The sequence below is a fragment of the Cryobacterium sp. 10C3 genome (assembly GCF_034314285.1).
In the GTDB taxonomy this organism is placed as follows: Bacteria; Actinomycetota; Actinomycetes; order Actinomycetales; family Microbacteriaceae; genus Cryobacterium; species Cryobacterium glucosi.
This window is the reverse complement of record NZ_JAVIWF010000002.1, coordinates 1905169-1928541: the sequence shown is the minus strand read 5'-3', so window position 1 is coordinate 1928541 and position 23373 is coordinate 1905169. Positions and strand designations below refer to the sequence as shown.

18 protein-coding genes and 4 pseudogenes are annotated in these 23373 nt (G+C 69.4%); 12 read left to right on the top strand and 10 right to left on the bottom strand.

Annotated features, from left to right (window positions below):
• Nucleotides 1–7 precede the first annotated feature (7 nt).
• Nucleotides 8–1644, bottom strand: a pseudogene (locus tag RGU41_RS10015) (peptide chain release factor 3).
• A gap of 401 nt (nt 1645–2045) precedes the next feature.
• Between RGU41_RS10015 and RGU41_RS10010 the strand changes: the two are divergent.
• From RGU41_RS10010 to RGU41_RS10000, 3 genes are all read left to right on the top strand, one after another.
• Nucleotides 2046–2942: an aldo/keto reductase gene (locus RGU41_RS10010; protein WP_322136141.1), complete on the top strand. Its 897-nt coding sequence runs from the start codon at nt 2046–2048 to the stop codon at nt 2940–2942.
• 81 nt (nt 2943–3023) lie between these two features.
• A complete protein-coding gene (locus tag RGU41_RS10005; RefSeq protein WP_134446924.1) occupies nt 3024–4379 on the top strand; it encodes a M16 family metallopeptidase in 1356 nt (451 codons plus the stop codon).
• 69 nt (nt 4380–4448) lie between these two features.
• The gene (locus RGU41_RS10000; RefSeq protein WP_134446926.1) at nt 4449–5051 is read left to right on the top strand and encodes a histidine phosphatase family protein; all 603 of its coding nucleotides are present in this window, start codon (nt 4449–4451) and stop codon (nt 5049–5051) included.
• Nucleotides 5052–5093: 42 nt separating this feature from the next.
• Here the strand turns inward: RGU41_RS10000 and RGU41_RS09995 are convergent, their stop codons facing one another.
• Complete coding sequence (locus RGU41_RS09995; protein ID WP_134559764.1) at nt 5094–5615, bottom strand: GNAT family N-acetyltransferase; 522 nt, start codon at nt 5613–5615, stop codon at nt 5094–5096.
• A 108-nt stretch (nt 5616–5723) separates the two neighbouring features.
• Between RGU41_RS09995 and dapB the strand changes: the two genes are divergently transcribed.
• A complete protein-coding gene (dapB, locus tag RGU41_RS09990) occupies nt 5724–6557 on the top strand; it encodes a 4-hydroxy-tetrahydrodipicolinate reductase (protein ID WP_134446930.1) in 834 nt (277 codons plus the stop codon).
• Nucleotides 6554–6997 carry a tetratricopeptide repeat protein gene (locus tag RGU41_RS09985; protein WP_134559762.1) on the top strand — a complete coding sequence of 148 codons (444 nt, stop codon included), beginning with the start codon at nt 6554–6556 and terminating at the stop codon, nt 6995–6997. Before dapB ends, RGU41_RS09985 begins: the two co-directional genes overlap by 4 nt.
• Nucleotides 6998–7025: 28 nt before the next feature.
• On the opposite strand, the gene RGU41_RS09980 is transcribed toward RGU41_RS09985, so the two are convergent.
• From RGU41_RS09980 to RGU41_RS09945, 8 genes and pseudogenes are all read right to left on the bottom strand, one after another.
• Nucleotides 7026–7442 (bottom strand): ATP-binding protein, encoded by a 417-nt coding sequence (locus RGU41_RS09980; RefSeq protein WP_322136140.1) that lies wholly within the window; start codon nt 7440–7442, stop codon nt 7026–7028.
• Nucleotides 7435–7767, bottom strand: a complete 333-nt coding sequence (locus RGU41_RS09975) for an STAS domain-containing protein (protein ID WP_322136139.1) — start codon at nt 7765–7767, stop codon at nt 7435–7437. The genes RGU41_RS09980 and RGU41_RS09975 overlap by 8 nt, the downstream gene beginning before the upstream one ends.
• A pseudogene (locus tag RGU41_RS09970) lies at nt 7764–9717 on the bottom strand (glycosyltransferase). The gene RGU41_RS09975 and the pseudogene RGU41_RS09970 overlap by 4 nt, the downstream one beginning before the upstream one ends.
• A 28-nt stretch (nt 9718–9745) precedes the next feature.
• Nucleotides 9746–12310, bottom strand: coding sequence for an OpgC family protein (locus RGU41_RS09965; protein ID WP_322136138.1), 2565 nt, complete (start codon nt 12308–12310; stop codon nt 9746–9748).
• Nucleotides 12311–12499: 189 nt separating this feature from the next.
• Nucleotides 12500–13390, bottom strand: a complete 891-nt coding sequence (locus RGU41_RS09960; protein ID WP_134559753.1) for a TIGR01777 family oxidoreductase — start codon at nt 13388–13390, stop codon at nt 12500–12502.
• A gap of 15 nt (nt 13391–13405) precedes the next feature.
• Nucleotides 13406–13831 carry an OsmC family peroxiredoxin gene (locus tag RGU41_RS09955; RefSeq protein WP_134446935.1) on the bottom strand — a complete coding sequence of 142 codons (426 nt, stop codon included), beginning with the start codon at nt 13829–13831 and terminating at the stop codon, nt 13406–13408.
• 99 nt (nt 13832–13930) lie between these two features.
• Nucleotides 13931–14446 carry a DUF4395 domain-containing protein gene (locus RGU41_RS09950; protein ID WP_134559751.1) on the bottom strand — a complete coding sequence of 172 codons (516 nt, stop codon included), beginning with the start codon at nt 14444–14446 and terminating at the stop codon, nt 13931–13933.
• Nucleotides 14436–14924: a thioredoxin family protein gene (locus tag RGU41_RS09945; RefSeq protein WP_322136137.1), complete on the bottom strand. Its 489-nt coding sequence runs from the start codon at nt 14922–14924 to the stop codon at nt 14436–14438. Before RGU41_RS09945 ends, RGU41_RS09950 begins: the two co-directional genes overlap by 11 nt.
• An 83-nt stretch (nt 14925–15007) precedes the next feature.
• On the opposite strand from RGU41_RS09945, the gene RGU41_RS09940 reads away from it, so the two are divergent.
• The 7 genes and pseudogenes from RGU41_RS09940 to RGU41_RS09910 all read left to right on the top strand — a co-directional run bounded on the left by RGU41_RS09940 (nt 15008) and on the right by RGU41_RS09910 (nt 23213).
• Nucleotides 15008–16054 (top strand): glycoside hydrolase family 26 protein, encoded by a 1047-nt coding sequence (locus tag RGU41_RS09940; RefSeq protein ID WP_322136136.1) that lies wholly within the window; start codon nt 15008–15010, stop codon nt 16052–16054.
• Nucleotides 16051–16215: a hypothetical protein gene (locus RGU41_RS09935; protein ID WP_322136135.1), complete on the top strand. Its 165-nt coding sequence runs from the start codon at nt 16051–16053 to the stop codon at nt 16213–16215. Before RGU41_RS09940 ends, RGU41_RS09935 begins: the two co-directional genes overlap by 4 nt.
• A 48-nt stretch (nt 16216–16263) precedes the next feature.
• A pseudogene (gene dapA / locus RGU41_RS09930) lies at nt 16264–17240 on the top strand (4-hydroxy-tetrahydrodipicolinate synthase).
• A 28-nt stretch (nt 17241–17268) separates the two neighbouring features.
• Nucleotides 17269–18945 (top strand): ribonuclease J, encoded by a 1677-nt coding sequence (locus tag RGU41_RS09925; protein WP_322136134.1) that lies wholly within the window; start codon nt 17269–17271, stop codon nt 18943–18945.
• Between the two features lie 89 nt (nt 18946–19034).
• On the top strand, nt 19035–22031 hold the full coding sequence (locus RGU41_RS09920; protein WP_134559741.1) for an FtsK/SpoIIIE family DNA translocase: 2997 nt from the start codon (nt 19035–19037) through the stop codon (nt 22029–22031).
• A 2-nt stretch (nt 22032–22033) separates the two neighbouring features.
• Nucleotides 22034–22632, top strand: a pseudogene (gene pgsA / locus RGU41_RS09915) (CDP-diacylglycerol--glycerol-3-phosphate 3-phosphatidyltransferase).
• A gap of 185 nt (nt 22633–22817) precedes the next feature.
• Nucleotides 22818–23213: a CinA family protein gene (locus RGU41_RS09910; protein ID WP_322137335.1), complete on the top strand. Its 396-nt coding sequence runs from the start codon at nt 22818–22820 to the stop codon at nt 23211–23213.
• The last annotated feature ends 160 nt before the right edge of the window (nt 23214–23373 follow it).

Here is a 23373-nt window from a genome sequence, read left to right as displayed (position 1 = left end):
GGGAGGACTAGGCCGAGGGCGCCGGCTCCAGGGCGCCGGCGGCGAGGTCTTCGAGCATCAGCTCCGGGTGGTCGCGGACCGTGTTGCGCAACCGCCACGGGGTGCTGAACAGGGCGAGGAGTGTCCCGTCTGAGCGCATCAGCACCTCGACCTGCCGGTCGTGGCCGAGGATCTCCGCGCTCTCCCGGTTGGTGCGGCGGGCGATCTGGTAGGGGAGCGACTCCGAACGGATCGCGGCGCCGAAGTCGTGCGTCATGCGTTCCTCGACGACCTCGAACTGCATCGGGCCGACGGCGCCGAGCACCGGGGCCTGGTCGCCGCGCAGGTCGCTGCGGAGCACCTGGATGACGCCCTCGTGGTCGAGCTGGTCGATGCCGCGCCGGAACTGCTTGTGCTTGCTGCTGTCCGCGGAGCGCACAGCACGGAAGTGCTCGGGCGCGAACATCGGCAGCGGCGGGAACTCGACGGGTTCGCTCTCGAAGATGGAGTCGCCGACCCGGAGTGCCGACGCGTTGACGAGCCCGACGATGTCGCCGGGCCAGGCTTCGTCGGCCACTTCGCGTTCGCGTCCGAAGAGGTGCTGGGCGTACTTGGTCGCGAAGGGCCGGCCACTTGCGGCGTGGGTGACGATCATTCCGCGACGGAACTGGCCCGAACAGACCCGCACGAAGGCGACGTAGTCCCGGTGCGAGGCGTTCATGCCCGACTGCACCTTGAATACGAAGCCGGAGAACGGTGAGGCGACCGGGCGGTGCCCGCCGGCCGCGTCGACACGCGCCTCCGCGGCAGGGGCGAAGTCCACGAGGGTGTCGAGGATGTGCTGCACGCCGAAGTTGAGCACGGCCGCGGCGAACAGCACGGGGGTGGTCTGGTTGGCGAGGAACGTGGCCTCGTCGTGGTCCTGGCCTTCCTCGCCGAGGAGTTCGGATTCTTCGGTCGCGGTGACCCAGGCCTCGCCTTCCTCGGTCGCGGCGACCTCGAACGGCACCCGGTCGCTGTCTGCGGCGGTCGCGCCGCCGGCCGTGCGGGTGAAGCGGATGAACTCTTCGGTCGACCGGTCGATGACGCCGCGGAAGTCGCCGGCCACTCCGACCGGCCAGGTCAGGGGTGTCGGGAGCAGTCCGGTGCGGGTGCGGATCTCGTCCATCAGGGCGAGAGCGTCGAGGCCGGGCCGGTCCCACTTGTTGATCACGGTGATCACGGGCAGGTTGCGCTGACGGCAGACGTCGAAGAGCTTCATGGTCTGCACCTCGAGGCCCTTGCTCGCGTCGACGAGCATCACGGCGGCGTCGACCGCGGACAGGACCCGGTAGGTGTCTTCGGAGAAGTCGGCGTGGCCGGGGTGTCGACGAGGTTGATCACGCTGTCGCGGTATTCGAACTGGATTGCCGCGCTCGTCACCGAGATGCCACGGGCCTGCTCCATCGCCATCCAGTCGCTCACGGTCCCGCGGCGGCCGGCCTTGCCGTGGGTCGCGCCCGCCGTCGTGATGGCGTGCGCGTGCAGGAGGAGCGCCTCGGTGAGGGTCGACTTTCCCGCGTCGGGGTGGCTGATCACGGCGAAGGTGCGCCGCCTGCGCGCCTCTGCGGTGATCTCGGTCGCGGGTGCGCCGGTCGTCGGCACGCCGGTGGTGGGCTGCGTCATGGATCCTTCTTTCGCGGCTGATTCGTTCGGGCTCACGCCTGCTCAGAAGGCCGTAACCGGAATCGTTCCCGTACAACTCTATCCGGCGTGGCGCGGCGACCTCGCGGCAGACGCCCAGCATCCGTTTTGATAACGGTTCGGGCGTGTCCTTTCCGTGCGCCGATTCGCGGGTTACTCTCAGTTTTGGGGCCACACCCAGCAGTCGCGGTAAGCAGTAAGGAGTGACGGATGATCCAGTCAGGCATTCAGGATTCCGAGCGTGCTCTTCACCCGGCCTCTGCCCACGTGACCGCGCACCCGCTCCAGGGGCCGCCGCCGATCTCCGTCTCGATCCCGGTCCAGCCGGACGGGCGCCTCCTCTCGTCGGCGCCCGGCGCACCATCGCGGATACAGACCTCTCCGTGCACCCGGTCGCCCTCGGCTCGAGCGTCTTCGGCTGGACCGCGGACGGCGAGACGAGCCACCGTATCCTCGACCGGCACCGTGCACTCGGCGGCAACTTCCTCGACACCGCGGACAGCTACACCTCCGGACGGAGCGAAGTGATCATCGGCTCCTGGCTGCGTTCCCGCAAGGCGCGCGACAGCACCGTGATCGCCACCAAGATCGGCAAGAACCGGGACAACCCCGGACTGTCCTCCCGGAGTATCATCGGCGCGGTCCAGGCGTCCCTCGACCGGTTGGGCACCGACTACATCGACCTGCTGCACTTCCACTTCGACGATCCGACCGTGCCGCTCGAGGAAAGCCTCGGCGCCGTCGACGTGCTGATGCGCAGCGGCCAGGTGCGGTACCTCGCCGCCTCGAACTTCTCCGGGGAGCGCCTGATGGAGGCCCGCATCCTCGCCGCGAACGGCCTGCCGCGCTTCGTCGCCCTGCAGACCGAGTACAGCCTGCTGCAGCGCAGAGGCTTCGAGTCCTCGCTGTCCCTCGTCACCCGGGCCCAAGGCCTCGCGGTCCTGCCCTACTTCTCCCTCGCGCACGGCTTCCTGGCCGGCCGGTACCGCTCCAAGGCCGACCTGCACAGTACGACGAGGGATGCCCGCGCCGCGAAGCACCTCAGCAGGCCCGGGCTGAGGGTTCTCAGCGTGGTGGACCGGATCGCGGCCGACCACGACACCGGGGCCGCATCGATCGCGCTCGCGTGGCTCCTCGCGCAGGCCGGGGTCACGGCGCCCGTCGCAGGGGCCAGCCAGCCCGACCAGGTGGATTCCCTCATCGCGGCCGCCGGAATCCGGCTCACCCGCAGCGACATGGTCGACCTCGAGCGGGTGACGGGGCTCGCTGCCGGCCGCTGACGCCGACGCCGCCCGCCGCTCGAATTCGGTTCCGCGAGGCACCCTGATGCCGTCGGTGCCGTGACGTAGGGTGGTGGTGTCATGAACAGCGCCGTTGAATTTCCCCTCACACTCGCCGAGTTGTCCTTCCGAGCCGCCGGCGAATCCGTCGTGCGCCGGACCGTCCTCCCGAGCGGTGTGCGCATTCTCAGCGAGCACGTCCCCGGCAGCCGGAGCCTGACGATCGGCTACTGGGTCGCCGTCGGTTCCCGCGACGAAGCGCCCGGGCATTACGGCTCCACCCACTTCCTCGAACACCTGCTCTTCAAGGGCACGGCCAAGCGCAGCGCCCTCGACATCGCGATTGCCTTCGACTCCGTCGGCGGCGAGCACAACGCGATGACCGCGAAGGAATACACCTGTTACTACGCGAAGGTCCGCGACCGCGACCTGCCGATGGCCGTCGAGGTGCTCACCGACATGCTCACCTCGTCCACAATCGACCCGGTCGAATTCGAGACCGAACGCGGCGTGATCCTCGAGGAACTCGCCATGGCTGACGATGACCCGGCGGACGTTGCGAACGAGCGCTTCTTCGAGGCCGTGATGGGCAAGCATCCGCTCGGACGCCCGATCGGCGGCAACCCCGACACGATCAGGGCGGCCACCCCGGAGGCCGTGCTCGCGCACTACCGCGCCAACTACCGCCCGCAGGACCTCGTCGTCACGGTCGCGGGCGCCGTGGACCACGACGTGCTCGTCGCAGACGTGACCCGGGCGCTCTACTCCGCAGGCTGGGACCTGGGCGAACACGCCGCCCCCGTCGGGCGTCGCAACGGGCGACCCGCCGAGATCCACCAGGGCAGCGCGGTCACAGTCGTGCGCCGCCCGCTCGAGCAGGCGAACCTGCTGCTCGGGTTCCCCGGACTCCTCGCGACCGACGATCGCCGCGTCACGATGAGCGTTCTGACCTCCATCTTCGGCGGCGGCATGTCGTCGAGGCTCTTCCAGGAGGTGCGCGAGAAGCGCGGGCTCGCGTACTCCGTCTATTCCTTCGCCCCCGGCTACTCCGACGCGGGCCTCTTCGGCATGTACGCCGGCTGCACCCCGGCGAAGGCGGGCCAGGTCGCCGAGCTTCTCCTGAGCGAACTGCACCGGCTCGCCGAACACGGTGTCACCGCGGACGAGATGAAACGCGCCAACGGGCAGCTCTCCGGTGCCTCCTCGCTGGCCCTCGAAGACTCCGACACCCGGATGTCCCGGCTCGGCCGCGCCGAGATCACCCTCGGTGAGTTCGTCGACCTCGATGAGGCGCTGCGCCGGCTCGCCCTGGTCACCGCGGACGACGTGCAGGCCCTCGCCGTCGACCTCGCGGCCGGCCCGCTGTCCATCGCCGCCGTCGGCGCGCTCGACGACGACGTCTTCGCGGGAATCGTGCCTCCAGGCGTCCGGCCCTGATCCAACGGGTCACCTGGCCCTGTACCGCCCGGCCGTCCGGCCGAACGCCCCGAACCGAAAGAGAACCCGTTGCCCCACTACATCTACCTGGTTCGTCACGGCGAGCAACAGGATGCCGAACACGGCCTGCCCGACGGGCCGCTCTCGGCGCGCGGCAAACGGCAGGCGCAGCTGATCGCGGAACGCCTCGGCGGCGTGCCGTTCACCGACGCCTGGCACTCGCCCCTGCAGCGCGCGGCCGAGACCGCAGAGATCGTCGCCGGGCGGCTGCCCTCGCTCACCCCGGTTCCCTCCCCGCTGCTGTTCGACTGCATCCCGACCGGCATGGCGCCGGAGACGCCCGCGGCATACGCCCCGTTCTTCGGTGCCGTCACCGAGGAGGAGATCGAAGCCGGCCGTGCGCAGATGGACGACGCCGTCGCCGAATTCCTGCAGCCCCGCAGAGGCGAGCGCCACGAACTGCTGATCACGCACAACTTCGTCATCGGCTGGTTCGTGCGCGCAGTGCTGGGTGCTCCGGACTGGCGCTGGATCAGCATCAACCAGGCCAACTGCGGCCTCACCGTGCTGTTGCAGAAGCCGGGCCGCCCGTGGACGCTCGTCACCCACAACGACACCGGGCACCTGCCCGTGGAGATGCGCACCGGACTGCCTGACCCGCTGCTGTACTAGGCGCGAGCGAGACTCTCTCTCAGGCGCGAGCGGGGCTCTGTACTAGTCGCGAGCGAGGCCCTTCCGGTACCAGTTGGTGGCGTTCGGGTTGTCGTTGTACGGCGGGCAATCCGCAAAGCCGGCGCTCCGGTAGAGCGCTCCGGCGGCCCGCAGGCTCGCGTTCGTGTCGAGCACGAGCTCGGCGGCGCCGAACAATCGCGCCCGCCGCTCGAGTTCGGCGAGCAAGGCCCGGCCCCAGCCCCTCCCGCGTGTGCCCGGCTGCAGCCAGAGGTGCTTGACCTCGTAGCGGGCGCCGCCGCCCGGGGTGTCCCCGATCCGACGGATGCCGCCGCACCCGACCCAGGCCTGCTCCGGGTTCCCGCTGGGTTCGCCGACGAGCAGGAAGACACCGTTCGGCGGCAGGAAGTCCCCGGCCACCGGGAAGGTCGTTCGGTAGGCACCCTGCTCGACGGGGAAGCTCGACTGCCGATCGCTGAAGTAGGCCGTCAGGAGGGCGAGGGAACCGGCATCCGTCACGGATACCTCGCGGAAGACGGGGCCGGGTGCTTTCGGGGTGGCTGGCATGCCACAAGGCTACGTCGGGGAACCCGGTGAGCCCAGTTCGCGCCGGGTCGTGCGGGGCCCGTATGCCGGATGCCGGATTGCCGGATTGCCGCTTGGTAGATTAGTCGTATGACAACACGGGTGGCCATCGTCGGCGTTACGGGCACGATGGGCCGACTGATCAGCGGGCTCGTCGAGGAGACCGACGGGTACGAGTTGCACGCCGGCCTCGACTCGCGCAGCCCGCTGTCCGACATGCTCGGGGCGGATGTCGTCGTCGACGTCACCCTGCCCGGCGTGAGCCAGAGCGTCGTCGACTTCGCCGTCGACAACGGCATCCGGGTGCTCGTCGGCACCTCCGGCTGGTCCCAGTCCCGCATCACGACGCTCGAGCGCCGGATCCGCGGCCGGAGTGACACCGGCGTCGTGATCGTGCCGAACTTCTCGATCGGTTCCGTCGTCGCGACCGCCGTCTCGGCCATGCTCGCCCGGCTCTTCGACTCGATCGAGATCGTCGAAACGCACCAGGCCGCCAAGGTCGACTCTCCCTCGGGGACTGCGGTCCGCACCGCCGAGCTCATCGGTCTCGCACGCACGGAGCTCGGCCCGGTGTCTGCACCGCACAACGACCAGCGAGCACGCGGGCAGCAGGTGTCGAGCGTGCCCGTGCACAGCCTGCGCCTCGACGGCGTGCTCGCCCGGCAGGACGTCATCTTCGGCGGCGCGGGGGAGACGGTCACGATCTCCCATAACACGCTGTCCGCCAACGCGTACCGGCGCGGCATTCTGCTCGCCCTCGACGCTGCCCGCACTGCCGTCGGCGTGACCGTCGGCCTCGACCAGGTCGTCGACCTCGGCCTCGGCGCGCCCCCCACCCCGCCGGCGGCGATCGTCGCGATCGCAGCGGAGCCCGACCTCGACAGCGTCCCCGAGATCGACGCCGACTCCGAGATCTTCGAATGAAGGGCCGCATCGGCGCCGGCATGATGGCGATCCTGCTCGCCTTCTACCTGGTGCTCGTCGGGTGGCGGGCGGTGCTCTTCCTGCAGAGTGGCGCACCCGTCGGCATCGCGATCGGCGTGGCGCTGCTGGTTCTGCCCCTGATCGGGATCTGGGCGCTCGTGCTCGAGGTCACCTTCGGATCCCGCTCGGCCAGGCTCGTTCGCCTGCTCGAGGCGAGCGGAGAACTCCCGGTCGAGACCCTGCCGATCCGCGCGAGCGGCCGCCCGGTCAGGGACGCGGCCGACGCGGACTTCCCGCAGTACCGCGACGCGGTCGACGCGGCACCGGAGGACTGGAAGGCCTGGTTCCGGCTGGGCCTCGCGTACGACGCCGCCGGGGACCGGAAACGCGCCCGCGGCGCCATCCGCACAGCGATCACGCTCGAGCGCGCCGCAGCCTGACTCTCGCCCGAAGACTCCGTCTGATTCGTCAGGGCAGCGGATGCCTGGCGCGGGAGATGGTCCAGACGTTGCGGTCTCCGACCCGTTCGAAGTGCACGGAATCGACGAGCATCTGGATGAGCGCGAGCTCCCTGCCCGACTCCGCGAGGTCGTCGGGGAGCACAGGTCCGCTCAGCGTTACCGCTCCGGCCGTTCCGGTGTCGCTGATCCGGGCGCTGAGCTCGTGGTCGTCGGCGTGGATCGACAGCACGCAGGTGATGCCGGTTCCCGCGGCGGCGTGCTGGATGACGTTCGACGCCAGCTCGACGAGGGCCGTCTCGAACGCGAACCGGTCGATGTCGACGATGTCGGGGTGGGGCTCGAGCACGCGCTGGACGAAGTCCTGCACGGTGTCGATATCGTCGGGCGGAGTGCTGAGCGCCAGGGTGGTGTCGGAATCAGTCACGGTATGCGGTCTCTGCGGTCGCGTGGTTCTGCAGGATGCGGTCGAGATGGGTCAGATCGAACACGAGCGCGACCTGCGGCGTCGCACCGGCGATGCGGAGGTCCCCGCCGGCCTGCCTGGCGACCTTCAGGCCGCCGATGAGGGCTCCGAGCCCTGACGAATCCATGAAGTCGACCCCGCTCAGGTCGACGACGATCCGCACCGTCCCCGCGGCGATCGCTGCGGACACCACCTCGCGCAACAGCGGCGCGGAGACCATGTTGAGTCGGCCGTCCGCGCGAATGGCCGCCACGTTGCCGGCTATCGTTTCAGTCCGGAAATTCATTGCTCTGGGTGCTCCTCTGGTGCGGCCTCAGGGGTGAAGCCTTGGTAGGTGGCCGCCTTGAACAACACGCTCAGGACGACGAGGTCGTAGACGGCCCAGCCGATGTTGACCCCGGTGCCGATCGGTTCGGCGCCGTTGACGAACAGGCGCACACAACCGACGATGATCGCGACGACGAGCATCACCATCACCGTGATCTGCGGCTTGATCAGGTGCCACTGCGGTCCGGTGTGAGCCTGCCTTGTCTTCGGCGTCACGGCGAAGTTGAGCGGGATGCCGAGCACGACGTTGTTGAAGGCGGTGGTGCAGGCGTCGATCCACACCGGGAACAGGGCGAGGCTGTACTGCTGGCCCCGCCAGGTGGGGATACCCCGCGCGGCCACGAAGAACAGGAGCTGGTTGGCGATCATGAACGGGATGAACCTCAGGAAGAAGTCCCAGGCATTGGTGGACACCGGCAGGATCCCGAAGACGAGGAACACGATCGGCGCCGCGAAATAGATGACCGCCGCATAACCGGAGAGGTAGCTCCACATCGTGGCGAAGTACATCAGGCGCTGTGGCAGGCTCATCTTCCACTGCAGCAGCGGGTTCTCCCTGAGGAAGACCTGCATGGTGCCCTGGCCCCAGCGCAGCCGCTGGGTGAGCATCGTGCCCACGTCTTCGGGGGCGAGCCCGTCCGCGAGCAGCTCGTTGTGGTAGACGCTCTTCCAGCCGAGGCCGTGCAGCCGCATCGACGTGGCCATGTCCTCGGTGACCGAGATGGTCGCGAGCGGCATCACCGGCTGGGCCTCGTGGCCGCGGTCGATCGCGATCGTGTCGAGGGCCGAGCGTACGGCCTCGAGCGCCTTGAACGGTGAGAGCTCGCGGGTGGCGAGCCTCGCGACCGTCTCATCGATGTCGAGGAGGTACGGCGACTCCGGTGTGCCGGCCAACTCGCTGATCTCGCGCAGGTCGTCCGCGAGCGACGTCACCTCGCCGACCACAATGCCGGCGGCCGCGGCATCCACCCGCTCGTGCAGCACGAACGTGACTTCGGCGAGCGGCTCGTCGCGCCGGATCGCGGCACGCGCCTGCCTGATCGCGTGGGTGACTTCCGTGAGGGCGTGCGCGACCGCGGGGTTGCGGGCGGCCGGATGCCGGCGGGCACCCCGCACCACACGGCTCGCGTCGCGGAGCGCGGTGCGCACGGAACCCTCCACCTCGCGCACGTACCCTAGAATGCCGAGGTGCATCAGGGCCTCGCGGCGCAGCACGGCGTTCGATCCGCAGAAGAAGGCGGCATTCCAGCCGTCCTTGCCCTGCTGGATCGGGCCGTAGAACAGGGGCGCCTGGCTGCCGAGCGGGTCCTCGACAGTGACGTTGCTGAAAACCTGCGGGGTTTGCACGAGCGCGACCTTGTGGTCGGTGAAGTAACCGAGGGTGTGGTCGAGGATCTCCGGCCGGGGGATCTGGTCGGCGTCGAGGATGAGCAGGAATTCGCCCTGGGTCTCCATCAGCGCGTTGTTGACGTTCCCGGCCTTCGCGTGGCGCGGCCGGTCGATCCATTCGGTTCCCCGCGAGAGGTAGTCGATGCCGGCTGCCGCCGCCGCCGCTGCGAGCTCCGGCCGGGCGCCGTCGTCGAGCACCCAGGTGCGATGGGGAAGGTGATCTCCCGCGCGGCGAGTGCCGTCGTCATCACGAGGTCGATCGGCTCGTTGTACGTGGCGATCAGCACGTCGACGGTCGCGTCCGCGGAGGCGCCGGCGGTGCCGGGCGGGTGTACGCGCGCCACATCATCATGCCGAAGAGGCTGACGTCGATCAGGCTGTACGTTTCGGCGGCGACGAGGGCGACGGCGATCCACCACGCGTCCCAGTTGAGCGAGAACATCCAGCGCCACGCCACGTAGTTGATACCGAGCGCGAGCGTGAGCACGACCACGATCCGCAGTGCCAGCATCCGGCTCATCGGAGCACCCCTCTCATCGCGGCACGATTCATCGCGGCACGATCCGGAACAGGAATTTCGTCCTGACCATCACCCAGAGCAGCGCCAGGATGACGACGTATGCGCCGGTGTTCAGCCACACGTTCCCGTCCTGGAGCGCCGGGATGTTGGCGGCGATCAGGGCGAAGAACACGTGCATGATGAAGACGTAGAGGGTGGCCTGCCCGAGCGGGATCAGGAACCAGCCGAGGGCGCGCCGGATCGGACGCCAGTATGCGCTGACCAGGGCGTAGAGGCTGACGACCACGAGCATCACGTTGAGGAGACGACCGGGCTCGAGGTTGGTGCGCCCGAAGAATGCGCCGTAGATCGAGCGGAAGAGCGCGTCAGGAACGAGTCCGAGGCGAACGGAGAAGGCGCTGGGGAGATACGGGTTGCTCCAGGAGAACAACATCAACGCTGTCGCGAGCAGCACGATCACCGCAGCGGCCACGAGGCCCCACCGCGAGGCGAACCAGCGGAGCAGGGCGACACGGTGGTACCCGGCCACGATTCCCGTGACGAAGAGCACCTGCCAGGTCAGCAGCGGGAACGAGTCCTCGAACTCGGAGGGGAACAGACGCACCCCCGCGAGCGCGTTGAACAGGTACAAGCCCCAGCTGAGCGCGAGCACCGGCACCCACCACCGCTTCGACAACGCCCACAGCACGAGCGGGCAGACCAGGAGCAGCACGACGTACAGGCCCATCACGTTGAACTGCCACGGCCCGAGCCGGAGGAGTGCCAGGTCGAGGAGGATGTGCGGGTTCACCGGGTAGGTCAGCAGTTGCCCGGCGTTGGCATAGAGGTCGTAGACGTGGCCCGACGCCGAACTGCCTCGCGCCCCGGTGCCCTGGTCGGTGAACGTCGTGAGGTAGCCGGCGTTGACGAAGGGCAGCAGGCTCACCGCGAAGATCAGGATCACTACGGCGAGGGCGGTGTAGTACAGCTTCCAGGCGCGCCGGCTGGTTCGGATGACCACCTCGCCGATGCCGCTCATGGCGATCTTGGGCCGGTAGACCATGCCGAGCACGACGCCGGCGAACAACACGAACAGCTCGGCGCCGGAGACGATTCCGATGGCCTCCTGGGTGATCTCCTGGAACAGGGAGACCAGGCCGATGTGGTTGACCACGACGAACACGATCGCGAGGCCGCGCAGCAGGTCGATGCGCAGGTCCCGGTCGGTCGGGCCGTCATAGCTCAGCGCCGACCGGCCGCGCCGCGCGACCGCGAGCGCGAAAAGCAGCGTGACTGCGGCGATCACGAGCGCGGCCACGAGCCAGGCCCACCAGCCGCCGATGGTCACCCCCGGTCCGGTGGCAGATGCCCCGGCCTCGTTCGTCGTCGTCGGCGCGAACAGCGGGCCGAGCGTGAGGTCGCTTGCGGCAAGGTCGGCAGCGAAGGCGGCCCGGGTTTTGTCGCCGAGTGTCACGCTCCAGTCGACGAAGGTCCCGCCGACGACCGCACGGGTCGCCGTGGTGTCCTGCCAGAGCACGGCCTTGAGCGTGGCGTATCGCGGGTCGGCGACGGCGGCGAAGACCTGGCGCCACCAGTTCTGCTTGATCGCGAGTTCGCCGGGGCCGCCCGCTGAGGGACTGTAGAACGCCGCGGTCTCCAAGAGGAACGGCGTGCCGGTCGCCGTCGAATACCGGCCGAAGAAGTCGTCGTCGCCTGCGGCGTCTGCGGCGGGGGAGCCGAGGCGGGCGAGCAGCTCGCCGTCGCGCGGAACGGTGTTGCGGGCGTCGCCTCCCGCGGTGTCGTCGTGGTACACCGAGAGCCCCACCCAGTCGGCGACGGCGCCGGGATAGTAGGGGGCGTACGCGTCGCCGCCGTCGACGGAGCCGTCCCGGTTGGTGTCGAGCTCGCGGAGCGTGTCGGTGTCCGCGGCCCGGGTCCCGGTGAACGGATACCCGCCTCCCCAGTTCGGCGACCACACCATCACGGCCCCGGGCAGACGGCGGTGCACGACGTCGGCGACGGCGGCGAAGGCCTGGCGGTATGCGGAGGGCTGCTGTCCCCAGGACACCCAGGTGCTGTTCATGTCGGGGGCGAAGCGCAGGTACAGCGGGGCGGTGCTGGTGCCCCGCGCGGCCGCGATGCCGTCGACCAGCCGCGTCGCGGCATCCGCAGTGATCGCCAGAAGGCTCGTCGTCGGTCGGATGGTGAGTAACGGGAGGGAGCCGGCACCGTTCGTCTTCTGCAGGAATTGGGCGCTGTAGCTCGTGTCGGCGTCGGACATCGGCATCGAGACGGAGTGCTCGTAGAAAGCGCTCGGGGAGCCGAGGCGGGACGCCTGCTCGGTGGCGCTGTCACCGCTCCAGTCGAGGATCGACCCGAAGTACGCTCCGGCGGTCGGCTCGAGGCTGACGGGAGCGCCGTCCGTCGCGGGCGCCGGCGTCACCGTCACGGCGGGCGTCGGCGCAGGTTCCGGCGTTGCCGTTGCCGTTGCCGTTGCCGATTCCGTGGCCGTAGCGGTGGCGGTGGCCGAGGTTGTGGGGGTGGCCCGTGCGGCCGTTGCCGGCGTGGCCAGGGGAAGCGCCAGCGCCAGAACCATGGCAAGCACTGCGGCCACCCGTCGAACACGGGATCGGGAGCCGCGTGCTCTGGAAACCTGCACCTGCTACCCCCGACGTCTGGCCTGACGGCCTCCCTCGACGGTGGTGCGACCTGTGCCTCAGCGTAGCGGAAAACGAGGCAATATCACCCCCGGATGAGGGTGGGGCGTGGCGGCGACATCACTCGGTGGAGCCGCGCAGCCGGGTCACGCCTCGGCGAGCATCGCGTCGACGGCCTCGGCGACCGTGCCGTGCCGGAACACGAAGCCGTCGCCCTGCAGCAGGGCGCTGCTCACCCGTTGGTCGGCGAGGAGCAGCTGGCGGGCGGCGTCACGGAGCGCGAATGTCAGCGCGAACTCCGGCACCGGCAGGAGGAACGGGCGGTGCAGGGCGACCGTGACGGCCCGGATCACGTCGTTCGCCGAGGCCGGGGCCGGTCCGACGAGGTTGACCGGGCCGCTGAGGGTGGAGCCGAGCAGGTGCACGATCGCGGCGGCCTCGTCGTGCAGGCTGATCCACGGCCAGTGCTGGATGCCGCGGCCGAGCGGGCCGCCGAGGCCGAGCCTGACGAGGGGGAGCAATGGTTTCAACGCCCCGCCGCGCGCGATCACGAGCCCGGTGCGGAGCAGGACGACCCGGGTCGGCGCCGGTGTGCGCAGGGCCTCGGCCTCCCAGGCCTCGACGACGGCAGCGAGGAAATCGTCGGCGGGAGCGGACCGTTCGGTGAGGATCTCACCGGGCCGGTTGCCGTACAGGCCGACAGCCGAGCCGCTCAGGAACACGGCCGGCGGGGTGGGAGTCCTCCTGATCGCCTCGACGAGGGTGCGGGTCGCGTGGGTCCGGGAGGCCAGGATCTCGGTCCGGTAGCCGTTCGTCCACGGCAGACGGGCGAGCGAGGCCCCCGAGAGGTTGACGACCGCGTCGACCCCGTCGAGGGCTGCAGGGTCGATGTCGAAGACGGCGGGGTTCCAGGTCACCTCGTCCGGCCCGGTGGCCGGATGGCGCACGAGCCGGGCGACGGTGTGCCCGGCTTCGCCGAGCTGGCGGACGAGTTCGGTTCCGATGAGCCCGGAGGCTCCGGCGATCAGTACGCGCATCGGGCGCTCCTGCGCCTAGGCCAGTTCCGCTTCGATCGTGATCGGGATCCCGGCGAGGGCCTTCGACACCGGGCAGTTCGCCTTCGCGTCCTCGGCGAATGCCGCGAACTGTTCCTCGGTGAGGCCGGGCACGCTCGCGCTGACGAGCAGGTGGCTGCCGACGATGCCGACTCCGGCCTCGAAGGTCACGGCAGCGGTCGTCTGGATGTTCTCCGGCGTGTGCCCGGCCGCGCCGAGCCCGTTCGCGAGGGCCATCGAGAAGCACGCGGCGTGCGCGGCGCCGAGGAGCTCTTCCGGGTTGGTGGTGTTCGGGCTCCCGACACTCCGTGCCTTCCAGGTCACCGGGAACTCGCCGGCGTGGGAGGAGTCGAGTGAGACGGTGCCATGGCCGGACTTGAGGTCTCCGGTCCAGACGGTTGACGCTTCGCTGGTCAGTGCCATGGTGTTACCTCCTGGGTGTGAAAGCCCCAGCCTAACCGGGCATCCACTCAGAGGGACAGGCTCAGTCTGGGAGTTGACAGGGAGCCCGGTCCACGCGCGTCAGGCCGCGGCGGGGGAGCGACTGAGGATCCGGGCGCGCACGAGCAGGAGGTAGAGCTGGCAGCCGAGGCAGTAGTCGAAGACCGAGTTCAGGAACGCCGCGATGAACGCGAAACCGGCGGCGATCCCGACTGCGGGGGCGAGACCGAACAGTCCGAGCACGACGCCGATGACGGTCACGAACAGGCCGACGCCCTGGGCGAAGGTCGGCGGAGCGGCGTCTTCGAGTTCGGCGGGCGGTGCAAGGCGGGGACGTACGAATCGCTTGAACAGCAGGCCGTACGGGTGCCGGCCGACGCCTGCGAATGCTCCCCAGGCGAAGAGCGCCGCGATCGCGGCGAGCAACACGAGAGCGGCGACGGATGCCCCGGTCAGGGAGAGGAAGATCACGACGAGCAGGAGCACGGCCGTGATGGCGGCGCTGAACCGCGGGCCTCGGGGGTCGACGGGCGCGCGACGGGGCGGAGCGGCGGGGCTCGGCGTGGTTGCGCGGTTCGCGGAGGAATCACTGGGCATGGGGGCTCCCTGGCAGGTGTGACGCGGTGAGGGGGTTCGCCGATTCGGGCCCGGCGAGATGGTCGAGGTGACGGAGGACATCCGCCCGGTGCGGCGCGCCGCCGACGCGGGCGTGCACGCGACCCGCGCCGTCGAGGATGAGCGTCGTCGGGGTCTGCAGCACACCGAAGCGGTTCGCGAGGTCGGCCCGGTGCGTGAGGTCGACGTCGACGTGGGCAACGCCGGGACGGCCATCGGCGATCTGGCTGAGGAGTCGGTGGGTGCCGGGGCAGTGGCTGCAGAACTCCGTGGAGAACTGCACGAGGGTGGCCGCGGGGCCGAAGGGGACCTGGCTGCCGACATCCGCAGGGGTCAGCACGGTCGTTTCGGTGTCGGCGACGTCGCGGAACAACCCCTGGCGCGAGCGGTAGACGAGGCCGAGCACGGTCGCGACCGCGACGAGGGCGACCACGACGAGTGCGGCGCCGAAGGGGTTCATGGGGTCGACGTTACGCGGGACTCGAGCGAGGAATCTTCGTGTGACGAGAGATTACGGACGGCACCCCCGTTAGGGTGGGACCCGTGCCTCACAATTCCCGGGCGCGTCCCTCCCGCGCGCTCCGCCATTCCGCCGCTGTCGGCGCAGTCGTCAGCGTCGTAGCGCTCCTCGCCGGCTGCACAGCGGCACCGGGCTCCGCGTCTCCGACGGTCTCGTGCGCGGTCACATCGACGGCCGACCTGGTTCCACACACGGGGGTTCTGTTCGGGGTCAACCTGGACTGGGGCGCCGAGACCCTCGCCGAATTCAGCGGTAGCGGCCTCCGTCCCGCGGTCGCCGTCTCCTTCTCCGGCCTGCCGATGAGTGCGGACGACCGCGCCAACGTCGGGGCCGCAGCGGGCCAGGTGCTCGCCAACGGCGGCGAACTCCTGCTCACCCTCGAACCTCGCGCGGGTCTCGCCGCCATCACCCCTGCCGTTGCCGACAACCTCGGCGCCCTGCTCGGCGGACTCAACAACCGCGGCGTACCCGTCGTCGTGCGCTTCGCCCACGAAATGAACGGGTCCTGGTACGAGTGGGGCCAGCAGCCGACGGAGTATGTCGCGGCGTTCCGCAGGGTCGCGGACGCCGTGAAACGCGATGCCCCTGGTTCGGCGATGATGTGGGCGCCGAACTACGGCGGCGGCTATCCCTTCGCCGGTGGAGTGTACGCGGCGAAGCCCGGCACGCCCGATTTCACCGCCCTGGACACAGACGGCGACGGCACGCTCACCATCAGGGACGACCCCTACCTGCCGTACTACCCCGGAGACGACGTGGTGGACTGGGTCGGCATGTCCCTGTACCACTGGGGATCCGCATACCCCTGGGGCGAGGACGAAGTGCCGGAGCCCGGCAAGTTCGCCGCCCAGCTCACCGGAACCTACGCAGGGCTCGCCGGCGACGAGACCGCCACGCCCGACTTCTACGGCGTCTACGGCGAGGGGCACGGCAAACCCGTCGCGATCCCGGAAACCGCGGCGCTCGTGGTGTCCGGGGAGATCCGGCCCAGGAACTGGCGATCAAGCGGGCGTGGTGGCGCCAGGTGTTCTCGGCCGACACGGCGACGAGGTTCCCCAGGCTGCACATGATCAACTGGTTCGAGTGGGAGAAATACGAGACCGAGATCGGGGCGCGCGTCGACTGGACCCTCGCCCGCAGCGCCGCGGTACGGTCGGCCTTCCTCAGCGATCTTCCGGGCTGGCTGATCTTCGGGCATCCCGACGAGTCGTGCGCCCAGAAGGCCGGTTAACGCGGCCGGGACTGCCGCCGGACGCCGGCAAGGCGATAGCCTGTCCACGTGTCTATGTCTGAGAATCCGTTCGGCCAGGTCCTCGTCGCCCTGGTAACCCCCTTCACCGCCGACGGTGAGGTCGACTGGGCGGGCGTGGCGAAGCACATCGACGACGTGATCACGGCCGGAGCAGACGGCATCGTCGTGACCGGAACAACGGGGAGACCTCGACCCTCACCGACGCGGAGAAATTGCGCCTCGTCGAGGTCGGCAGGGACGTCGCGGCCGGCCGCGCGAAGATCATCATGGGCGGTGGCTCGAACGAGACCGCGCACGCGATGCAGCTGGCCAGGCAGAGCGAGAAGGCCGGCGCCGACGGCAACATGATCGTCACCCCGTACTACAACAAGCCCACACAGGCCGGCATCCTCACCCACTTCCGCATGATCGCCGACGCGACCGACCTGCCGGTGATCCTCTACGACATCCCCGGCCGCACCGGCGTCGCGATCGCATACGAGACTCTGCTGCGCGCCGCGAAGCACCCCAACATCCTCGCCGTCAAGGACGCCAAGGGCGACCTCGCCCAGGTGAGCCGCGTGCTCAACCAGACCGACCTGCTCTACTTCTCCGGCGACGACCCCAACGTGCTCCCGCACCTGTCGATCGGCGCGACCGGACTGATCGGCGTGACCGCGAACATCGCGGCGACCCCGTACCGGCAGATGGTCGACGCGGTCAACGCCGGCGACCTCAAGACCGCAACCGCCGCACACAAGCAGCTCGAGCCGCTCGTGCGCGCCGTGATGACCCACGTGCCCGGAACCGTCGCCGCCAAGTACATCCTGCACGGCCTCGGGCGCATCACGAGCCCCCGCGTGCGGCTGCCCCTCGTCGGCCCGGAGGAATGGGAAGCCGCCGAGATCGAGGACGAGATCGACCTCGTCAAGAACATCCCCGGTGTGGACTTCTCCAACTTCCGCCCGGACCGCAACGCCGCCGCCGGCGGGGCCCTGCCCAAGATCGCCGGAACCACCCGCTAGTCAGCACACCGAACCACGAGGAGGGCCCATGCCCATCGACGTCTACGAACCGGCCACACTCGAACCGGGAACGCTCCGGATCATCCCGATCGGCGGCCTCGGCGAGATCGGCCGGAACATGACGTCGTTCGAGATCGACGGCAAGATCCTGATCGTCGACTGCGGCGTGCTCTTCCCCGAGGAGCACCAGCCGGGCGTCGACCTGATCCTGCCCGACTTCAGCCCGATCAGGGACCGCCTCGACGACATTCTCGGCGTGGTGCTGACGCACGGGCACGAGGACCACATCGGCGCCGTACCGTACCTGCTCAAGCTGCGGGCGGACATCCCCCTGATCGGTTCGGGGCTCACCCTCGCGTTCATCGAAGCCAAGCTCAAGGAACACCGGATCGTGCCGTACACGCTCCAGGTCGCCGAGGGGCAGACCGAGCGGCTCGGCCCGTTCAACCTCGAGTTCGTCGCGGTCAACCACTCCATCCCGGATGCCCTCGCCGTCGCGATCAAGACCGCGGGCGGCACCGTGCTGCACACCGGCGACTTCAAGATGGACCAGCTCCCTCTCGACCACCGGCTGACCGACCTGCGCGAGTTCGCCAGGCTCGGCACTGAGGGAGTCGACCTCTTCCTCGTCGACTCCACCAACGCGGATGTCCCCGGCTTCACCGCCTCGGAGCGGCTGATCGGTCCCGTCCTCGACGACGTCATCGCCCGGGCTCCGCGCCGCGTCATCGTCGCGAGCTTCTCCAGCCACGTGCACCGGGTGCAGCAGGTGCTCGACGCCGCGCACGCCAACGGACGCCGGGTCGCCCTGCTCGGCCGCTCCATGGTGCGCAACATGACCATCGCAGCCGATCTCGGCTACCTGACCGTGCCGGAAGGGGTGCTCGTCGACTTCAAGAAGGCCGGCAGCATCCCCGACGACAAGATCGTCTACATGTCGACCGGCTCCCAGGGCGAACCGATGGCCGTGCTCGCGCGGATGGTCAACCAGGACCACCAGGTCGAGGTCGGCCCCGGCGACACCGTGATCCTCGCGAGCTCACTCATCCCCGGCAACGAGAACGCGGTCTACCGCATCATCGACGGCCTGACCAAGCTCGGTGCCAACGTCGTGCACAAGGGCAACGCAAAGGTCCACGTCTCCGGCCACGCCGCCGCGGGCGAGCTCACCTACTGCTACAACATCCTGAAGCCCAAGAACGTGCTCCCGGTGCACGGCGAATACCGGCACCTCGTCGCCAACGCGAAGCTCGCCGCCGAGACCGGGGTGCCGCCGGAGAACGTCATCCTCGCCGAAGACGGCACCGTGTTCGACCTCAAGGACGGCGTCGTGCGGAAGGTCGGCCAGCTCGACCTCGGCTACGTCTACGTCGACGGCTCCACCGTCGGCGAGATCACCGAGGCCGACCTCAAGGACCGGCGCACCCTCGCAGAGGAGGGCTTCATCTCGATCATCATCGTCGTCGACGCCAAGACCGGCAACGTCATCGTCGGCCCGGAGATCCACGCGAAGGGCTTCGCGGAGGACGACTCTGTCTTCGATGCGGTGCTGCCCAAGATTCGCGCCGCCCTCGGCGAGGCCGCCGAGAACGGGGTCCGCGACCCGCACGCGCTGCAGCAGATCGTGCGCCGCACGGTCGGCCGGTGGGTCAACGTCACGTTCCGCCGCCGCCCGATGATCGTGCCGCTCGTCATCGAGGCCTAGGGTCGCCGGAGGCGCTCGCGTGTGCGGCGCCACGACCAGGACCGCGTGGGCTCACGCGGAATCGGTGGCTCGGCGGTACCGTGGACTTCATGGCCACGAGCACTAAGTCGACCGGGCGCGCCCGCACCACGCCGGCCCGCGGTACGCCCGCGCGCAAGCCGGCTGCCCGCACCACAGCACAGAAGACGGTCAAGTTCGCCGCAGCGGAGGCCGAACCCGGCCTCTTCGTGCGCTCCTGGCTCGCCCTCGCCCATGTCGCCGGCGCCGCCGCTCGCGCACTCGGCCCGGAAAAGCTCTCCAAAGAGGAACGCCGCGACGGCCTGCCGTTCTTCCTCGTGCTGCTCGCCGTTGCCGGCGCGGTCGTGGAATGGTTCCTGATCGACAACGCGATCGCCCGCAACTTCGACGCCTGGACCTTCGGCGGGCTCTTCGGCCGGGTCGCGTTCGCCCTGCCGGTGATCCTCTTCGTCTTCGCGATCTGGCTGTTCCGCAAGCCCAGTTCTGTGCACGACAACGGGCGCATCGGCATCGGCCTGAGCCTGCTGCTCGTCTCCGTCTCGGGGCTCTGCCACGTCTACGGCGGCCAGCCGACGCCCACCCAGGGCATGAACGTGCTCGCCCTCTCCGGCGGCGTGATCGGCTGGATGATCGCAGCCCCGCTGATCGCCCTCACGACAGCCATCGGCGCCACCGCCATCATCATCCTGCTGCTCGCCCTGAGCCTGCTGATCATCACGAAGACCCCGCCGAACCGGATCGGCCAGCGTTCGCGCGAGCTCTACGCCTGGCTGTTCGGCGCGGAGCTCTCCACGGAGGACGAGCGCGCGGCGGCGAAGACCGCGAAGATCGAGCGCGCCGAGAAGACCGCCCAGGTCGAACTCGACGGTCTCGACGGCGAGCCGGACGGCAACAGCGCCCTGCCCTGGTGGCGTCGCAACAACAGCAAGCGCGAGGAAGACCCTGACTTCGGTGGCGCCCTCGTGTCGGATGCCGGCGCTCACGGTTCGAAGGCGGGCGACGGCCCGTCCGGGGCCGGCGACGATCCCCTCAGCACCCTTCTCGGCGGCGACGGCCGCGGCGGCTTCGACAGCGCCATCGCGCCCGCGGACGGGTCCCCGGTGCCGACACCGGCCACGCCGTTCTCGGTCGGGCTGTCCGGCGGCGGTTCCGGCGGCGACCACTACGGCACAGAGGTACTCGAGGACCTGCTCCGCGCCGAGGACGCCATCAAGCGTTTCACCGGCGAGATCGATGTGCCGCGCGGCTCGGACTTCGGCCTGCACGACGACGAGGCGACCGGCGGCCCAGGCTCGGCCGCGGCGGCGGGACTCACCGAGGTGCTTCCGGGACTCGACGGCCTGGGTGCCGCAGGGGCGACCGGTGCGGTGCCCGGCGAGGACGGGCATCCGCTGCACCCGGACACCGGCGATCACCCGGCCGTGCCGTACGAGCTGCCGTCGAACACGACCCTGACCGCCGGACCTCCCGCGAAGGCGCGCTCGGCGGCGAACGACGTCATCGTCACGTCGATCACCGAGGTGCTCACCCAGTTCCAGGTCGACGCCCGGGTGACCGGGTTCTCCCGCGGCCCGACCGTGACCCAGTACGAGATCGAACTCGGCCCCGGCGTCAAGGTCGAACGGGTCACCGCCCTCAGCAAGAACCTCTCGTACGCGGTCGCGTCCAACGAGGTGCGCATCCTCTCGCCGATCCCCGGCAAGAGCGCGATCGGCATCGAGATCCCGAACACCGACCGCGAGATCGTCACCCTCGGCGACGTGCTCCGCTCGGCGGCGGCCACGAACAGCACCCACCCGATGACCATCGGCGTCGGCAAGGACGTCGGCGGCGGATTCGTCGTGGCCAACCTCGCCAAGATGCCCCACCTGCTCGTCGCCGGTTCGACCGGTTCCGGTAAGTCGAGCTTCGTGAACTCGATGATCACGAGCCTGTTGATGCGCGCCCAGCCGAGCGACGTGCGCATGGTGCTGATCGACCCGAAGCGGGTCGAACTCGCCGCATACGCCGGCGTGCCCCACCTCATCACGCCCATCATCACGAGCCCGAAGAAGGCCGCCGAAGCGCTGCAGTGGGTCGTCAAAGAGATGGACATGCGCTACGACGACCTGGCCAGCTTCGGCTTCCGCCACATCGACGACTTCAACAAGGCCGTCGTCGGCAACGAGATCGTGCTTCCGGCCGGGAGCGCCCGCACCCTCAAGCCGTACCCGTACCTGCTCGTCGTCGTCGACGAGCTCGCCGACCTGATGATGGTCGCCCCGCGCGACGTCGAAGACTCGATCGTGCGGATCACGCAGCTCGCCCGTGCCTCCGGCATCCACCTCGTGCTCGCCACCCAGCGTCCGAGCGTCGACGTCGTCACCGGCCTGATCAAGGCCAACGTGCCGTCCCGCCTCGCGTTCGCGGTGACGAGCGTCACCGACTCCCGGGTCATCCTCGACCAGCCGGGCGCGGACAAGCTCATCGGCCAGGGCGACGCGCTCTTCCTGCCGATGGGCGCATCCAAGGCCATCCGCGTGCAGGGCGCCTGGGTCAGCGAGGCGGAGATCGAACGGGTCGTCAAGCACGTCACCCAGCAGGCCCGCCCCGACTACCGGCCGGACGTCTCGATGGAGGCGCCGCGCAAGGAGATCGACTCCGACATCGGAGACGACCTCGAGGTGCTCCTCGCCGCCGCCGAACTCGTCGTGTCGACCCAGTTCGGCTCGACCTCGATGCTGCAGCGCAAGCTGCGCGTCGGCTTCGCCAAGGCCGGCCGGCTGATGGACCTGCTCGAGTCCCGCGAGATCGTCGGCCCGTCCGAGGGGTCGAAGGCCCGCGACGTGCTCGTCACCGTCGAACAGCTCCCGAGCGTGCTCGCCCTGCTCCGCGGCTCCGACGACGAGCACCACGCCGCAACGGCGGCCCGCCAGGCCAACGCCGCCCACGAGGCGGATGCCCGCCGCGATTCCCAGCCCGACCCCCGCTACGCCGGCGACCCGGTCGCGAAAATGAGCGAGGGCTACCCTGAGGAAGAGGCGTCGTCAGCAGACGAGGATGCCTGGAACCTCACCGGCAGGGACTGATCATGGCCACAGCATCCGAACCCGTCGCACACCCCAGCAACTGGAACCTGCCCAACCTCATCACGGTCGTGCGGATCCTGCTCGCCCCGCTGTTCATCTGGATGCTGCTCGCCGACGCCGGCCAGGACGGCGCGCTGCGCTGGGCGGCCGCCGTGCTGTTCATCCTCGCGATCGCCACCGACGGGATCGACGGAGCGATCGCCCGCAAGTACAACCTCGTCACCGACCTCGGCAAGCTGCTCGACCCGATCGCCGACAAGGTGCTCACCGGGGAGCGCTCGTCGCCCTCTCGATCCTCGGCGAACTGTGGTGGTGGGTCACGATCGTGATCCTGGTCCGCGAGCTCGGCATCACGGCGTTCCGCTTCGTGATGCTCCGCGACCGGGTCATCCCGGCCTCCCGCGGCGGCAAGCTCAAGACGATCATGCAGTCCGTCGCGATCTCGCTCTTCCTCGTGCCGCTCTGGCTCGTGCTCGGCGACTGGATCCACTGGGTCAACTACGCGGCCATGGCCGTCGCGCTCGTGCTGACCGTGTCGACCGGCATCGACTACCTCGTCGCCGCCCGGCGTGTCTCGCGCCAGTCCCGGCACGACGGCTGACCTGCCGTGACCATCCATACGACCGATGTGCCCGATCCGACTGATGTGCCCGAGCCGACCGATGTGACGGTGAATGCGACCGAAGCGGATGATCCGACCGCGGCCCTGATCTTCGAACTCACCAGCCGGGGCCTCACCATCGCCGTGGCCGAGTCCCTGACCGGGGAGCACTCGCGGCCGAACTCATCAGGATCCCCGGGGCATCCGTCGTCGTCGCCGGCGGCATCGTCGCGTACCAGACCGAACTCAAGCACACCCTCCTCGGCGTCGACCCCGCACTCCTCGCCGCGCACGGCCCCGTCGATCCGGAGGTCGCGCGCCAGATGGCCGCGGGCGCGCGCAGGCGGCTCACCCTCGGCGGCCGCGGCGCGGATATCGGGGTCGCGACGACCGGTGTCGCCGGTCCGGACCCCCAGGGCGACCGGCAACCGGGGACGGTCTATCTCGGCCTCTCAATCGGAACCGAATCCTCGGCGGTCCTGCTCACCCTCACCGGTGACCGCGCCGCGATCCGGGCGAAAACGGTCCGGGCGGCCGTCGAAGCTGTGCGTGGGCTGATAGCCACGTTACCGACGGAATAGTTCGCGTAAACGCTGGGTTACACAGTACATATTCACAAGCAAACCCCAGTCGTTCTGGGTAGTCTGCAGGAGTCGGGTGGATGTAGTACTGTTATCCATCCGCCACCGGCATGACCGAAGTAGCTTTACTTGATAAGGCTGCACTTGATAAGTAATAGAA